Annotated in this window: 13 protein-coding genes, 3 tRNA genes and 1 pseudogene; 5 read left to right on the top strand and 12 right to left on the bottom strand. The window is 73.4% G+C overall.

What is annotated here, in order from left to right; all coding sequences use genetic code 11:
- Positions 1 to 21: 21 nt before the first annotated feature.
- Both OG389_RS12240 and OG389_RS12235 read right to left on the bottom strand, forming a co-directional pair.
- Positions 22 to 1494 (bottom strand): FGGY family carbohydrate kinase, encoded by a 1473-nt coding sequence (locus tag OG389_RS12240; protein WP_328298505.1) that lies wholly within the window; start codon positions 1492 to 1494, stop codon positions 22 to 24.
- Between the two features lie 164 nt (positions 1495 to 1658).
- Entirely contained in the window at positions 1659 to 1967 is a 309-nt protein-coding gene (locus tag OG389_RS12235; RefSeq protein ID WP_328298504.1) for a YtxH domain-containing protein, read from the bottom strand.
- 146 nt (positions 1968 to 2113) lie between these two features.
- Here OG389_RS12235 and OG389_RS12230 point away from each other — a divergent pair.
- The 3 genes from OG389_RS12230 to OG389_RS12220 all read left to right on the top strand — a co-directional run bounded on the left by OG389_RS12230 (position 2114) and on the right by OG389_RS12220 (position 2524).
- Positions 2114 to 2186: transfer RNA gene (locus OG389_RS12230), tRNA-Asn, on the top strand.
- Positions 2187 to 2191: 5 nt separating this feature from the next.
- Positions 2192 to 2264: transfer RNA gene (locus tag OG389_RS12225), tRNA-Asn, on the top strand.
- A gap of 186 nt (positions 2265 to 2450) precedes the next feature.
- A tRNA-Ile gene (locus OG389_RS12220) sits at positions 2451 to 2524 on the top strand.
- Positions 2525 to 2647: 123 nt separating this feature from the next.
- Here OG389_RS12220 and OG389_RS12215 read toward each other — a convergent pair.
- The 3 genes from OG389_RS12215 to OG389_RS12205 form a co-directional block, all read right to left on the bottom strand.
- Positions 2648 to 3457 carry a SigB/SigF/SigG family RNA polymerase sigma factor gene (locus OG389_RS12215; RefSeq protein WP_328298503.1) on the bottom strand — a complete coding sequence of 270 codons (810 nt, stop codon included), beginning with the start codon at positions 3455 to 3457 and terminating at the stop codon, positions 2648 to 2650.
- 187 nt (positions 3458 to 3644) lie between these two features.
- The gene (locus tag OG389_RS12210; protein WP_328298502.1) at positions 3645 to 4091 is read right to left on the bottom strand and encodes a hypothetical protein; all 447 of its coding nucleotides are present in this window, start codon (positions 4089 to 4091) and stop codon (positions 3645 to 3647) included.
- Positions 4088 to 4684, bottom strand: coding sequence for a hypothetical protein (locus OG389_RS12205; RefSeq protein ID WP_328298501.1), 597 nt, complete (start codon positions 4682 to 4684; stop codon positions 4088 to 4090). Before OG389_RS12205 ends, OG389_RS12210 begins: the two co-directional genes overlap by 4 nt.
- Positions 4685 to 5051: 367 nt before the next feature.
- On the opposite strand from OG389_RS12205, the gene OG389_RS12200 reads away from it, so the two are divergent.
- A complete protein-coding gene (locus OG389_RS12200; RefSeq protein WP_328298500.1) occupies positions 5052 to 5405 on the top strand; it encodes a hypothetical protein in 354 nt (117 codons plus the stop codon).
- Between the two features lie 3 nt (positions 5406 to 5408).
- Here OG389_RS12200 and OG389_RS12195 read toward each other — a convergent pair whose 3' ends face one another.
- From OG389_RS12195 to OG389_RS12185, 4 genes and pseudogenes are all read right to left on the bottom strand, one after another.
- The gene (locus OG389_RS12195; RefSeq protein WP_328298499.1) at positions 5409 to 6125 is read right to left on the bottom strand and encodes a GAF and ANTAR domain-containing protein; all 717 of its coding nucleotides are present in this window, start codon (positions 6123 to 6125) and stop codon (positions 5409 to 5411) included.
- A 492-nt stretch (positions 6126 to 6617) separates the two neighbouring features.
- Entirely contained in the window at positions 6618 to 7286 is a 669-nt protein-coding gene (locus OG389_RS12190; RefSeq protein WP_328298498.1) for a hypothetical protein, read from the bottom strand.
- A gap of 178 nt (positions 7287 to 7464) precedes the next feature.
- A pseudogene (locus OG389_RS36750) lies at positions 7465 to 7638 on the bottom strand (STAS domain-containing protein); the annotation flags it as partial.
- Between the two features lie 414 nt (positions 7639 to 8052).
- Positions 8053 to 9207, bottom strand: a complete 1155-nt coding sequence (locus OG389_RS12185; RefSeq protein ID WP_328298497.1) for a carboxylate-amine ligase — start codon at positions 9205 to 9207, stop codon at positions 8053 to 8055.
- A gap of 214 nt (positions 9208 to 9421) precedes the next feature.
- Here OG389_RS12185 and OG389_RS12180 point away from each other — a divergent pair, with 214 nt between their 5' ends.
- Positions 9422 to 10693, top strand: a complete 1272-nt coding sequence (locus OG389_RS12180) for an MFS transporter (protein WP_328298496.1) — start codon at positions 9422 to 9424, stop codon at positions 10691 to 10693.
- A 179-nt stretch (positions 10694 to 10872) separates the two neighbouring features.
- On the opposite strand, the gene OG389_RS12175 is transcribed toward OG389_RS12180, so the two are convergent.
- From OG389_RS12175 to OG389_RS12165, 3 genes are all read right to left on the bottom strand, one after another.
- Entirely contained in the window at positions 10873 to 12312 is a 1440-nt protein-coding gene (locus OG389_RS12175; RefSeq protein WP_328298495.1) for a carboxyl transferase domain-containing protein, read from the bottom strand.
- A 68-nt stretch (positions 12313 to 12380) separates the two neighbouring features.
- The gene (locus OG389_RS12170) at positions 12381 to 12896 is read right to left on the bottom strand and encodes a hypothetical protein (RefSeq protein ID WP_328298494.1); all 516 of its coding nucleotides are present in this window, start codon (positions 12894 to 12896) and stop codon (positions 12381 to 12383) included.
- Between the two features lie 4 nt (positions 12897 to 12900).
- Positions 12901 to 13431: a hypothetical protein gene (locus OG389_RS12165; RefSeq protein ID WP_328298493.1), complete on the bottom strand. Its 531-nt coding sequence runs from the start codon at positions 13429 to 13431 to the stop codon at positions 12901 to 12903.
- Positions 13432 to 13457: the final 26 nt, after the last annotated feature.

Genomic DNA, 13457 nt, shown 5'->3' with positions numbered 1-13457 from the left:
TAGCCCGCGGGGGCGCGCGACCTAGTGCTGTGACCCGGGCTGGAACGGACCGGCCTGGAACGCGCCGGGGTGGATCTGGTCCCGGGTCGCGACGTACTGCTGGCGCACGCCCCGCCAGGCCGGGTACTCCTCGTCCGGCTCGAAGAGCTGCGCCTTGGGCGCCGGCCACACCGGCGGGGTGTTCGGGGTCAGCGTGCCGCGCGCCACACCGAGGGCCCACGCCGCCTGCCGGGCCGCGCCCAGTGCCGCGTAGTCGGCCGGAGCAGGTACGACGATCTGCGTACCGAACAGCCCCGGCGCGAATGCCTGTACGGCGGGCAGCTCGGCCGCCGCGCCCAGCAGGAACACCCGGCGGACCTCCACGCCGCGGCTGCGCAGCACGTCGAGCGCGTCCACCAGCCCGCACAGCATGCCCTCGAAGGCCGCCCGGGCCAGGTGCTCCGGCTTCATGGATTCCCGCCGCAGCCCCGACAGGGTCCCGGCGGTGTGCGGCAGGTTCGGCGTCCGCTCACCCTCCAGGTACGGCAGGAGTACGAGACCGTGCGCGCCCGGGGTCGACTTCAGCGCGAGCTCGCTCAGCCCTTCCAGATCGGTGCCCAGCAGTTCCGCGGTGCCGCGCAGGGCCCGTACGGCGTTCAGCGTGTTCACCACCGGCAGGTGCATCCCGGCGGCGTCCGCGAGCGAGGTGATCAGCCCGCCGGGCTCCGACACCGCCTCGCCGTGCACCGCCATCACCGACCCGGACGCGCCCAGCGAGACCGCGGCGTCGCCGGGTCCCATGCCCAGGCCGAGCGCGGCGGCCATGGTCTCGCCGGTTCCGGCGGAGATCAGGAGCCCCTCGGGCGTGGTCCCGGCGGCTTCGGCCGGGCCGAGCACCTCGGGCAGCAGCGCCCGGTGGCCGAGCGCGAGCTCGACGAGGTCGGGCCGGTAGGTGCCGGTGGCCGCGGACCAGTACCCGGTACCGGAGGCGCCGCCCCGGTCGGTGGTGCGCCGGGCCGGGCGGCCCAGCAGCTGCCACACGAGCCAGTCGTGCGGGGACATGAGCACGGCGACCCGCCGGGCCGCCTCCGGCTCGGTCCGGGCCAGCCAGGCGAGCTTCGCGACGGGTTGCGCCGCATGGGGGACGGAACCGACCGCTTCGGCCCAGGCCTGCCGGCCGCCGAACGCCTCGGTGAGGTCCGCGGCGGCGACCTGGCCGCGCTTGTCGTTGCCGATCAGGGCGGGGCGGACGAGACCGCCCTGCGCGTCCAGCGGCAGCAGACCGTGCTGCTGGGCCGAGACGCCGATGGCCTGCACCCCTTCGAGGAGCCCGCCGCCGGCGGCCTCGCCGAGCGAGAGCAGCCAGGCCTGCGGGTCGGTCTCGTGAGGCAGGGACTCGCCGGTGGGCTGCGGATGGGGGGCGTACCCCTGGCGCAGCACGGCGCCCGTCTCGGTGTCACAGACGACGATGCGAGTGAAGGCGGAAGAACTGTCCAGCCCGGCGACTATCCCCATGCAGAGAATTCTGCCGCACATCTGCGCGAACACGACCGCGCCGAGCCCCTCGGGACCGGTGCGCGGACGGTTCCGCGACCGCCGGGACCAGACGGGGACGGGTGCGGGGCCGGCGCGGGGCCGGTCATGAGGACCGGTCCCGCACCCGCCGCCACGCCGACCGGTCAGGTGTTGCTGGTGCCCCAGTCGTCCTCGCCCGCGCCCCCGCCGCCGACCCGGGCGCGCAGGCCCCGTACCCGTCCCGCGAGGGAAGCGGGCACCGCGTCGCCGACCTTGTCGCTGACCGCGGCGAAGGCCTTGCCCGCGAACTCCCGCCCGCTCTGACCAGCGCTCTCGGCGGCGTTGCGCACCACCGGGTTCTGCGCGAGCTCACGTGCGGACTTCTTCAACTGTTCATACCGCTCGCGTCCGGCCCGGGTCCCGAGCACGTACCCGAGGGCCAGTCCGACCGCGAACGTGACCTTGTACCGCATGCCTGTCACCCTTCGTCGTGTGGTGCCCGGCCTGCTGTGGATACCGATTGGCGGAGCACCCCCCTGCTTGCGCTAATCTATGACTCGCAACGGGCGCTCGCCCCCTGGCCAAGGCCGGAGGTGGGCTGTTCGGTGCAACGCAGCAATCCCCTGTAGCTCAATTGGCAGAGCAGCCGACTGTTAATCGGCAGGTTACTGGTTCGAGTCCAGTCGGGGGAGCGCGGTCCCCTGTAGCTCAATTGGCAGAGCAGCCGACTGTTAATCGGCAGGTTACTGGTTCGAGTCCAGTCGGGGGAGCAAGAAGGAACGAGGGCCCCGGGTGGGTCCTCTTTCTTTTTTGCCCTCTGTTCGCAACCGGGCAGGGCTCGGCGCGGTCTCTCTGGGCAGGCCAAGCCGATCATGCGAGGCATCCGAGGCAGGAGATCGTATGAGCGGCTATGCTGCGGCAGACGGCGCGCACACATGTACGCGCCACGCCGTGAAGGGGCGGTAGCTCAGCCGGTTAGAGCAGCGGACTCATAATCCGTCGGCCGTGGGTTCGAGTCCCACCCGCCCCACTGCGAGCCGCAGGTGAAGAAACGATCTCACCTGCGGCTTTGGCGTTCCCCGGAGCGGTACCCGATCGCGGCTGGCCGTCCGGCGGGCAGGCTGGCCGCGGGACCGCCCGTCTGGCCGCGTGCTCAGGCGGCGTCTTCCATCACCTGGTCGCGGAGGGACTCGCAGATGCGGCGGATCAGGCGGGAGACGTGCATCTGGGACAGGCCGAGCTCTTCGCCGATGCAGCTCTGGTTCATCTCGCGGAAGAACCTCATGTAGAGGATCCGCCGGTCGCGCTCGGGCAGTGCGCGCAGCAGGGGCCGGAGCGCCTCACGGTCGACGATCCGGTCGAAGCCGGGCTCCGCGCAGCCGAGGGTTTCGGCCAGCGGGTCCTTGCCCTCGTAGTGGCCGCGCGCGCCCTCGAGGGACAGGGTGGTGAAGCTGTGCAGGGCCGCCTGGCCCGTCCGTACCTCCTGCTCGGTCAGGCCGGACACCGCCGCGATCTCGGACGCCGGATGGCCACGGGGGTCGAGTGTGGGACGTAGCTCCCTGTCGGCCGTGCGCACCTGGATGCGCAGTTCCTGGACCCGCCGGGGCACGTGCACCGCCCACAGGTTGTCGCGGAAGTGCCGTTTCACCTCGCCGACGATCGTCGGGATGGCGAAGGCCTCGAAGGCGGAACCGAAGTCCGGGTCGAAGCGGGAAACCGCCTTCACCAGGCCCAGTTGGGCAACCTGCCGGAGGTCCTCCAGGGGTTCCCTGCCGTTGCTGAACCGCCGGGCGAGCCGTGTGGCCATCGGCATCCAGGCACACACCACCTCCTGCCGCAGCGCAGACCTCTGCGGGCCGTCCGGAAGGGCCGCGATACGGCGGAACAGGGCCGCGGTGTCCGGGGCGTCGTCGTGCGGATACGTGCGTCGGGTGCTGGGCATGGGCATGCCTACGTGCGTCATGGGCACGCGTCTCCTCGGCTCGAAGGTCAGGGGCGGGCCGGCAGCGGAACGGCAAGAAGGCGGCCACGGCGGTGAGTCCGGGCCGCCGGCTCGTTCGCGCGGGGACGACGAGGGGCCGGCGAGGCGGCTCACCGGGGAGGATGGGCCGTCCCCGCCGGCAGTCAGGGGGCTGGCGGGGCAGGGGCGGTCACATGCGCAGGAGCCGCAGGGTGATCTCCCGGTACTGGCGCAGGGCGAGCCGCAGGTCCTCCGTCCCGGCTTCGGATTCGCGGTCCCGGTGGGTGGAGCCGATGACGCGCCGGCGCTCCACGAGCGCGGCCGTCACGCGGGTGGTGGCGTCGGCGAAGGCGGTGTCGGCCTCGTCGACCGCTTCGCGCGGGCTCTGGACGAAGGTGCCGAGGGCGTGCTGGAGGCGCAGGACCAGCCTGTCGCGGTCGCTCTGCGCGAGCAGCGACACATGGGGCGGGACCTCGGGGACCTCCGGGACCTCCGGGACTCCCCAGAGATCCGCGTCGGCCTCGCGCGGCCCCTCGGGGGGCAGGGGGCGGGGGGACCGGCCCCCGCGCGGATCGTGCCGCCCGGGGAGCGGGCCGCGGGTCGGGAGCTGCTGTGCGCGTTCCTGGTCGTACGTCATCGCGTGCCACTTCCCTCGGCGTGGTGACGTTGCGGACGGTGGCGGCCCGAGTCGGCCGGATGCTGTGCGACGAGCGCGTCGAAGAGCTCCTGCGCCCCGGTCATGGCCCTGCGGTTCTCCTCCGTGCTGCCACGGCTGTGGGCGACGCCGTGCAGGCAGCGGTAGCCGTCCACGTGCTGTGCGTGGTGGACGGAGAGCGCGGCGAGCCGCTCCTCGAACGGCCCGTCGACCGGAAAGCCCCGGTCCGAGGTCAGCCGGGCCAGCAGCGCGTCGGCCTCGGCCACCGCCTCCTGCGGGGAGTCGACGAACCGCTTCTGGATACCGGCCCATTGGGCCGCGTACTGCTCCCGGGAAGCCGACGAGAGCGGCCGTTCCCTGACGGAACCGTGCTGCTTGAGGCGTTCGCCGAGTTCCCGGTCGGCGGCCTTGGTGTCACCTTCGTGGCGGGTCACGAGGCGTTCGTACTCGGGGCCGAAGCGCCGTTTCAGACCGCGCCCGATCCGGTGGTGGCCGAGCGTGGCCAGGAGGACGGCCGTCACGGCGACGAGGGCCGTGGCCACGACGGCCGCGATGACGATCAGGGACCTGGACATGCGGGCCCCCCGCTGTTGCCGGTTCGTAAGTCGCTCTGCTGCATACCCGTCGACTCTCCTCGTTCGATGGCGTGTCGGTGCCGGCAGGAGGAGAAGAATCCGGAAGGGCACGGCCGGGACCTGCACAGCGGTCACAGGGGTGGTACCTGCGTTCCGCGGGGTCCGGGCGAAGCGGAGGGTTGGGAGGCCTGGCTCCGGAACTGCCCGCAGCGCTACGGCCCAACGCCGTCCGCGCCAGTCAACGCCGGGCGGTGTCGGCTGTCAATGGGGCCGACGGCTGTCGCCGGGCCCCTCGCGGCGCTACGCTGCTGGACGAGGCCCCGGTCCCCGGCAGCGATGACCTGTTCCGCTGTGGAAGGGACCGCTCGTGTCCGTCGTGCTTCTCGTGCTCCTGGTGGCCCTGATCCTCTTCGGCTACCTCAACCACCTGCTGTGGGTGGCCGCCGCGGTACTCCTCTTCGCCCTCGTGCACCGCGGACGCCGGGCCGGTTCGGGCCGTCAGGGCGACCAGCGCGGCTACGACGACCAGCGCGGCTACGACGACCACCGCGGTTACGAGGACTACGGCGACTACCGGGACCACCGTGACCAGCAGCACCGCTGGGACCGCCGCTACGCCCGGCAGCACCGCGGCCGTCGGAGCCGTGAGGACCGCCGCGACCGCGACCGCGACCGGCACCACGACCGGGACAGCGGTCGTGACCGTGAAGGACCGCGCTGACGGTCAAACGATCAGGCCGGCGAGGGGTTCGGTTCCGTTGACGAAGGCACCGGCCAGGTCGGACAGACGCCGGTTGTGCGCGCGGGCGTAGCCCCGCAGCGCGCTGAAGGCCTCCTCCATGCCGATGCCCTGGCGCTCGGCGAGCTTGCCCTTGGCCTGCTCGATCAGCACGCGGCTGTTCAACGCCGTCTGCAACTGCTCGTTGAGCACCGTGCTCTCCTGGGAGGAGCGCTGCTGCAGGAGGCTGATGGTGGCGACGTCGGCCAGGGCCCGGGCGATGGGAGTGGCGGCCGGATCGAAGGGCCCCGAGAGGGTGCGGAACAGGTTCAGTGCTCCGACGACCTCGTCCCGCAGGCGCATCGGCAGGGCCTGGACCGCCGAGTACCCGCTGTGCCGTGCCTGCGCGGAGAAGCGCGGCCAGCGGGCGGCTTCCGTGCTCAGGTCCGGGATGGTGACGGGTATGCCCGTGCGGAAGCACTCCAGGCACGGTCCCTCGTCGTTCTGGAGCTGGAACAGTTCGAGCAGGCGCACCCGCTCGTCGGAGGCGGCCATCACGCGCAGTTCACCCTTGCGGTCCGCGAGGAGTACGCCGGCCGCGCTCACATCGAGCATGCCGACACAGCTGTCGGTCAGCATGCGGAGGAAGTCGATCAGGTCGAAGTCCGCGACCAAGTTGTCCGCCAGTTCGACGAATGCCTTGGCAAGAAGCTGCTCATTCATCGTGTACACCTTCTGTTGTCAGGCATCGGTCGGGGGCGCTCCGGTCCTCGTGCGGAGCCGGCGCGAATCGCAGCCGGCGGGCCACCACGTCGGCCGGTTCCCATGGGTCAGCTGGGCCGCACACCGGAGTAGAGGTCAACGGCTGACGGCTGACGGCTTCCACGGCGCACACGGGCCACCGCTGGCGCTCCTCGGCGGCCCTCGGCGGCCCTCGGATCGGGCGCCGGGACGGCCGGCCGACCCGAGGGCGGAGGCATCCGGGCCGGGCCCCTCCGCCCGGGGTGAGCCGGAGTTCTTCGACCCGCTCGCTCACCGGTCCGGTGGCGTGCAGGGGATGGCCGGCCGAAGCCCTGGACATGGCCGACACCCCCGCGCCGTCGATCGGGAGCGCGGCCACCGCGGCCGTGCGCACGTCGGCCACCGCGATGCGTGCGCCGCGCCTGGCCGCCTGCTCGGCCACCAGTACCCGGATCCTGGCCGCCCGGCCACCCGTCACAGCTCCGGGCGTCGCGTGCCGGCCGGGAGCCCCCGGCCGGACGTGGCCGCCGGCGCCCTCCCAAGGGGCAGCACCAGCGCCCGGAGCAGCGCCGTGCCGGGTGGCCGGTGGACATCGCCCACCTCGTGCCATCCCCAGGACCGGAAGGCCGCCAGGCTCCTGATGTCGGACCTGGGCACCAGGGTGGCGCCGAGCGAGGCGCGGTGGTCGTCCAGCAGCCGCTCCTGCAACCGCCGGCCCAGTACGAGGCCCTGCTCGTGCGGGGCGACCACGACGTCGGTGACGGCGAAGACGTGCCCGGAGGCGGTGAGCTGTTCGACGTCCCGGGGCAGGGGGCCGAGCAGCCCTCTCCACCAGGAGCCGTCACGCCGCAGCGGGAAGCCGAAGACACAACCGAACAAGGTGGCCCGCTCCGCGACCAGCATGGCGAATCCGGGCCGCCGGACATCGCCCGTGAGGCGGTGCAGGAAGGCTTCCCGGCTGCTGTGGGCCGTACCGGCCGCAGGGTGGGAGGACTCCACATACAGGTCCGCCACGTCTTCCCTCAGCCCCTCGGCCTGCCACCGGTTCAGCCGGCGCAGCCGGATCGCGGTCAGGTCGTCCGGGTCGGACGAGGTTCCGCGGCGGCCCCTCTGGGTGCGCCCCAGCGGCGACGTGTCCGTCACAGCGCACCGCCCGGGGCGGTGGGGAGGGAGGGAGCGGGGCGGTCGCCGAGCAGGAAACCGGTCCGGGTGATGCCGACCATCCGGACCAGTACGGGCGGTGGGTGGTGCAGGTGGAGGGTTCCTCCGGCCGCCGTGATGCGCCACCACGACGAGAGGAGGACGCCGAGGAGCTGCAGTCGCAGAAGGTGACGGCGGAGAGGTCGATGTCGACGGTGCGGATGCCGTCGGACAGGCATCGCGCCAGCGACTCGCGCAGGGAGTGGACGGTGGCGACGTCGAGTTCACCGGCCGGAGCGAGCAGTGCCCGGCTGCTCCCGTCGTACCGGTGGACGTTCGGATCGGGGACACGCATGATGGGGCGCCTCGGTTCGGGACCAGCCGGTAGGCGCCGTTCGGTGCCGGACTCCCCGGCCCCTCCAGTGCACTTCCCGGTGCGGGTGTACGCGCGCAGCGGGCATGGGGCCGGTCCGCCGGCCTGTGTTCCAGGACGGGGACGGGTCACGCCCTCGGATGCGCCGGGCTGGCGGACACGCGGGTCCGTGCCGCGACGCGCAGATCTGTGGCAGTCAACGCGCCGTCAGGGTCCGGAACGGGGACGTTCTGTTCGCAGCATAGACCGATTGTGCTGTCGGCGGAGGGGCACAACCAGGCCCTTCCTGGCCGGTTGCCGACCGGCGCGTGGGCGCACCGGTGTGCGCCCCCACTACGAGCCGCAGGCGCAGAAACGATTGCACCTGCGGCTTCGGCCTACCAGGGGCGGCACCGGCTAGAAGGCCTCCGTCTCGTCGGCCAAGTGACGCAGCACGTCCCTCAGGTCGCCGCGGTGGGCAAAGGCCGTGCGCTGGCGGTGGGCGCCCGAGCCGTCGCGCAGGAGGCCCGCCAGGGTCTTCGCCGCGTGGTCGAGGTCGCCGGAGGCGGCCAGTTGGGGGGCCACCCGGTCGAGCAGGGCCTCCGCCAGGTCCGCCGCCGGGAGCTCGATGCCCGTGTACGGGTCCAGGCCGAAGCCCTCCAAGCCGTCATGGGCCGCCCGCCACCGGGCGAGGCGCAGCACGTCGTCCCGTACCGGCGGGTCCGGGCGCTGCTCGGCGATCTCGCGCAGGGCCGTCGCGACGAGGGCGCGGGCCAGTTCGGCCTGGAGGATGGCCGAGTCGATGTCGGGGGACATGTCCGGAGCCCGGAGTTCGAGCGTCGGCCAGTGCCCCGACGGGCGCAGGTCCCAGTAGACCATCTTGGTGTCCAGGGCCGCCCCGGAGCCGAGCAGGGTCTGCACCGAGCGCCGGAAGTGGGCCGTCGAGGTGAAGTGCGGGGGCGGTCCCGCCGAGGGCCAGCCCGCCCAGGCCATCGCCCGCCAGCTGGCGTGCCCGGTGTCGCGGCCTCCCCAGAACGGCGAGTTGGCCGCCAACGCGATCAGCGTGGGCAGCCAGGGTCTGACCCGGTTGGAGACCGCGACCGCCGTGTCCACGTCGAAGGTGCCGATGTGGATGTGCCGGCCGCAGCTGACGAGGGTGTCGGTGAGCGCGCCGAAGCGCCGGTGCTGCTCGCGCTGGCGCGGCTCGTCGTCGGTCAGGTGGAGCGGGCCCTCCACGGCGAGCACCGGCGAGGGCGCGGCCAGCAGCCGGCAGCCGTGGGCGCGGGCCGCCCGTGCGAGGGTGCGCCGCAGCGCGGCGAGCTCCCGGCGCAGGACGACGGCCGAGTCGGCGACCGGGGTGGAGATCTCCACCTGGTAGCGGGTGCCCTCGGGGTGCAGTTCCTGGGGGAGTCCGGCGGCGGTGGAGAGGACGAGCGGGGCTGTCGGGACCACCCGCAGGGTGCGGGCGTCGACCAGGAGGAACTCCTCCTCGACCCCGACGGTGAGCGGGAAGACCGGATCGGTCGTGCCCGGTACAGCGGTTCTCGTGGTGCTGGTGCCAGGTTCGATCACTACGCCTCCCTGGACATACGAGTCTTTTCATCATGAGCTGAACTCCAGGCGAGGAGCGCACGTCTATTCGGTCAAATGTCCGGTGATGGTGGCGGGTTAGCGGCAAGGAACATCCGGCCGCGGGCCCCCTGTTCCCGGTGGGGCGACTGTTGCGTGTGCGTGAAGCCGGGGCCGGATCCGCCGGGACCGGACCGGCGGCTGGTTATCATCCGTTGTGACTCGTACGACCGCTCCAGCACCGTCCACCCGCCCCAAGAACCGCATATTCGCCGACCTCACCCCGCTGAAAACCTCCCCCGACTACCGGCGGCTGTGGGTCGGCGGCACCATTTCCTGGCTGGGTCAGGCGATGACCGCCCTCGCGATCTCGCTCCAGGTCTACGAGATCACCGGCTCCAGCTTCTCCGTCGGGCTGGTCGGACTCTTCTCGCTCGTCCCGCTCGTCGCCTTCGGCCTCTACGGCGGAGCCGTCGCCGACACGGTGGACCGCCGCAAGCTCGGCCTCTTCAGCTCGCTCGGCCTGACCGGCCTGTCGGTCGCCCTGGCCGGCGCCGCGCTCCTCGACTACCACCGGGTGTGGCTGCTGTACTCGGTCGTCGCGCTCCAGTCCCTGTGCGGGGCGCTCAACGGGCCGGCGCGCTCCGCGATGATCCCCCGGCTGCTGCCCGTCGAACAGCTGCCCGCCGCCAACGCGCTGAACTCCGTGACGATGACCTTCGGGATGACGGTCGGCCCGGTGCTGGGCGGAGTCATCGTCGGCTGGTGGGGCTACCAGGCCGCCTACCTGATCGACGTGGTCACCTTCGGCGCCGCCCTGTACGCGATGTGGCGGCTGCCGTCGATGGAGCCGGTCCGGGAGGAGGGCCGCAAGGGGCGGGCGTCCGTACTCGACGGCCTGCGCTTCCTCGGGACCCGGCCCAACATCCGGATGACCTTCTTCTCCGACCTGGCCGCCATGGTGCTGGCCCAGCCCAGGGCGCTGTTCCCGGCCATCGCCGTGCTCTGGTACGGCGGCGACGCCCGGACGGTCGGCCTGCTCGTGGCCGCGCCCGCCGTCGGGGCGCTGGTCGGCGGTCTGTTCTCCGGCTGGCAGGGGCGGATCCGCCGGCACGGGGTGGCGATCCTGCTCTCCGTCGCCGCGTGGGGGCTGGCCGTCGCCGTGTTCGGGCTGACCCGCAACCTCTGGCTCGGGCTGTTCTTCCTGGCCCTGGCCGGGTGCGCCGACACGATCTCGATGGTGTTCCGCACCACCATGCTCCAGGCGGCGACCCCCGACGACATGCGGGGCCGCCTGCAGGGCGTCTTCATCGTGGTGGTCGCCGGCGGGCCCCGGCTCGGGGACTTCCTCGCCGGGACCGCCGCCGACCTCACCTCCCCGACCGTGGCGATCACGGGCGGGGGGCTCGGCTGCGTCCTCGTACTGGCCCTGCTGGCCGCGCGCTGGCGGGGCTTCGCCCGGTACGACGCGCGGTCGCCCCAGGCCTGACCCGCCGGGGGCCGGGCGTCCACCGGCTGACGGATGCGCTCGCCGCCCGCACCGGTGTCGACCGTGATCTTCGGTCGGGATCCGGCCGCGTGCGGAGGGGATGGCGGTGACGGACTACGGCGGGCCCGCACGGGTGCGGCTGCTGCTGGTCAGCGACGACGACGAGTTCCCGCAGCAGATCACCCGGCTGTACCGGGTGGGCGGGAAGCTCCCGGCGCGGAGCTGGGGGCGCCAGGCCCCACCGGTCCGGTCGGATCCGCCGGGACGATGCCGCGGGCGACGCCCAGGGCCACCAGGTCCTGGGGGCGCACGCGCAGTTGGTCCGCCGTCGCCGGGGCCGACTCCGGGGGACGCTTGAGGATCGCCGCCGCCAGTTCGGGGGCGATCACCGAGAAGTAGCTGTCCGGGGTGACCCAGGTGTTGCCCGGAGCGGCCAGGGCGAGGGCGCCGCCCGAGCCGCCCTCTCCGATCAGGAGGGTGGTGACGGGCACCGAGACCGAGGCCAGCGCCGCGAAGACGTCGGCGATGGCCGCGCCCGCGCCCGCGTGTTCGGCGGCGGCGTCGTTGGCCGCGCCGGGGGTGTCCACCAGGGTGAGCACCGGGATGCCGAGCCGGTCCGCGAGCCGGATGACGCGGGCCGCCGTACGGTACCCGGCCGGGCGGGTGGCGGTGCCGCACTGGGCCGCGTAGGCCACGGCCCGGCCCTGCCGCAGCCCGAACCCGCACGCCATGCCGGGGTCGGTGCCGCCGGCGCGGTCACCGGAGAGGGGCATCCGGAGCTCGAAGTACGCGTCCAGGTACCGCTCCGCGCGCGGCCGGCCGGGATCCCGGGCCTGGCGCACCGCGTCCCATCCGGTGGCCGGCAGCCCTCCTCCCCCCGCTACCGCCGGGAGGTGCCCCCAGGCCAGCGCGGCGGGGGGAGCCGGGGGTTCGGGGGAGCGGGGCGCGGCGAGCAGCCGGAGCCAGGCCGCCAGGGTCGCGGCCAGCTCCGCCCCGGGGACCACGGCGTCCACGTGCCCGGCGGCGTACTGCCCCTCGGCGGTGTAGGCCGCCGGATCCGCGTCCGCCGGCCGCACCCGGGACCCGGCGAAGCCGACCTGCGCCCCGGCCAGCGCGAGGACCACGTCGGCCCCCGCCCCCAAGGTGGCCCAGCCGCCGCCGGTGGTGGGATCGCGGAGCACGGCGACCTGCGGCAGGCCGGCGGCGCGGGTGAGGGCGGACTGGCGGGCCACGCGCTGGAGTTGCGTCAGCGCGAGCATGCCCTCCTGCATGCGGGAGCCGCCGGTGGCGATGAGGGAGACCAGGGGGAGGCGGTGGGCGCGGGCGTGCGCGTACGCGGCCTCCAGGCGGTCGCCGGTGCGCCGGCCCAGGGAGCCGCCGAGGTAGCCGAATTCGAAGGCGATCACGGTGGCGGGGTGGCCCCCGACCAGGGCGGTGCCGGTGACCACGGACTCGGCCTCGCCGGTGCGCAGCGCGGCGCGGGCGCGGGAGTCGTCGTAGCCGGCCCAGCCGAGTGGGCCGTCCGGGACGGATACCTCCGGCGGGGAGGGGAGTTCGGTGAAGCTGCCGGGGTCCGTGGCGGAGGCGATGGCCGCGCGGGCCGAGGGGCGGATCGTCACGCGGCCACCCTAATGCTGGGCCCCTCGAGGATCACCGGGGTGGCGCCGCCCGGCACGGCACCTCGCCGTCAGAGCTTGCCGAAGGCCACTCCGCGCCAGGTCCATCCGGCACCGAGGACCGCGTCCCGCAGGGGATCCTTCATGTCCGCGGGATCGAAGCGGAACGTCTCCGTCTTCTCCAGCTTGCCGTCGTCCCCCCGCCCGATCTCCCAGCGACGCGAGACAGCGGTCACCTGCCCGCGGGAGTACTCGCGCGACGCCGCCAGACTGGGGGTGCCGCCGACCCAGGTGATCTCCCACTGCTCGTCGACAGTACGCACCTCGTGGTTCCCGGGGACCAGGCGCATCCGGGTCTTGAGCGTCCGGTCCAGCTGGGTCCTGGCGAAGAAGGTGCGCCAGGCCGGCTCCAGGATCCGCCACTCGGCCACCAGGTCGGCGCCCTCCGCCGAGGTGGCGGCGCGCACCAGGTACGGCACGTCCGGCCCGTTGAGCGCGAGCAGCGCCTCCCGGACCTCTTGTGCGGAACGCGGTGCGACACCGCTGTCGGGGCGCTTGGTGCCGGTCAGTTTGTCGAAGAGGCCCATCGGGTCAACCTGTCTTCCGCGGCGGTGAGACGGACTGGGACGCCGTCCCGGCGGTGTCCGGGCGGACCGTGCGCAGGAAGTCCTGGAAGTCGCCCAGGACTCGGTCGTGCTGGTCCGCGGTGGCGGTCAGGACCAGCTGGATCACCGCGCGCTGGTGCCGGTCGGCGAGGTCCAGGACCGCCAGGTAGACGTGGGACTGGACGAGGTCGCGGGGCGTCCCGTCGATGACGGCCGAGAAGGTCAGCCGTTGCGCCAGGCCGGGTGCGTCCGCGGTGCCGATCTCGCGGCGGCCGGCCACCACCACGGACCCGGCGGCCTCGCGCAGCCGCTCCACCGACTCGTCGGCCATGTCGTCCAGTGTCGCCGCGTCCGGCCGGAAGTCCCCGTCGACGGTGATGTTGGCGGTGAATCCCGCGTCCGGTCCGGGGTGCAGGGCGACGAAGGCCACGCCGGCGGCGGCGGTCTCGTCCAGGGGCGCGGGGCGCCAGCCCTCAGGGAGGCTGAACTCGATCGGGACCGGCAGCGTCGTGGGCACCTCGGGCCTTCCTTCCAGGGGGTCGT

The organism is Streptomyces sp. NBC_00435 (assembly GCF_036014235.1).
Classification (GTDB): Bacteria; Actinomycetota; Actinomycetes; order Streptomycetales; family Streptomycetaceae; genus Streptomyces.
This window is presented reverse-complemented; position numbering and strand designations above follow the sequence as displayed.